The 1,100-nt window shown below is 56.4% G+C and carries 2 protein-coding genes; both read right to left on the reverse strand.

From position 1 onward, the window contains the following. Positions 1–374: ABC transporter substrate-binding protein (locus tag ACXJ5O_RS27895; RefSeq protein ID WP_457302743.1), on the reverse strand; the 374-nt coding region annotated here is incomplete at its 3' end. Positions 375–401: 27 nt separating this feature from the next. Further along, positions 402–1,100, reverse strand: a 699-nt coding sequence (locus tag ACXJ5O_RS27900) for an SDR family NAD(P)-dependent oxidoreductase (protein WP_457302744.1), incomplete at its 5' end; no start/stop codon positions are given.

Here is a 1,100-nt window from a genome sequence, read left to right on the forward strand (position 1 = left end):
CGGTTTAGCTTCATCACGCGTTTTAGCGACCACAATACATCTGCAGATGTAACCGGGTTCCCGGAATGAAACTTTGCCTCTGACCGGAGGTCGAATGTGATTGTTCCGTCTTCCGCGATCGTCCATTTCTCCGCGAGACCCGGAACGATTTTGCTCGGCGTTACCGGATCCATCTCGATTAGGCGGTCATAGAGATTGTTGAGAACGTCAAAGGATTCCGTTTCCACTGCCTCCGCCGGGTCCATCGTCAAAAGGTTTGTCATTGACAGCCCTATGATCAATTGGTCCTTGGGTGTCTCGGCGTTCACCGCAATGGGCGTTGCAGCAAGTATCGAGGCAATTGCCACCGTCGCAAGTTTCAGTTTGATATTCATTGGTCGATCCTCCCGATCGTCGTTTTTTTAGGAAAAGAGCACGCCGCCATTGATGTCGAAACACCCTCCAGTGACGTAGCTGGCAGCATCGGACGAGAGCCACGCGGCGAATTCTGCCACCTCCGCAGACGTCCCCTCACGCTTCAAAGCCGTCGCGCCGGCCACGCGGCCGCGCACTTCAGGTTTGGTGAAATTGTCGTGAAAGGTGGTGTCGATCATTCCGGGACAAAGGGCGTTGACACGGATATTCGGACCGATCTCTTTTGCCAGTCCCCGGGTAAAGCTCATCACCCCGCCCTTCGAGGTCGCGTAGGCAAGCGCCCCCGGCCCGCCTCCGTCGCGCCCGGCCTGCGACGCGAATGTTACGATGGAGCCCCCCTCACCCATATGCGAAAGCACCGCCTTTACCGTGAGGAATAATGAGGTGAGGTTGAGGTCAAGCACCTGATGCCAGAATTCGGCGTCCATTTCAGGAACGGTTTTGCGGGCGACGAGACCGCCAGTGACGAACTGTRGGATGTCGATGCGGGGACCGAAGTTCTTTTGGGTCTCCTCAACTGCACGATCGACTTCGGCTTGCTTGGTCAGGTCGGCGCGAATAGCTACTGCCAAGCCGCCAGAACCAGTTATTTCGTCGATCGTATCGAAGGCAGCCTTTTCGCTGGAATTGTAGAGAATAGCGACTTTAGCGCCACTTGCTGCCAGTCTCACGGCACAGGCGCGGCC

The sequence above is a fragment of the Phyllobacterium sp. P5_D12 genome (assembly GCF_054049495.1).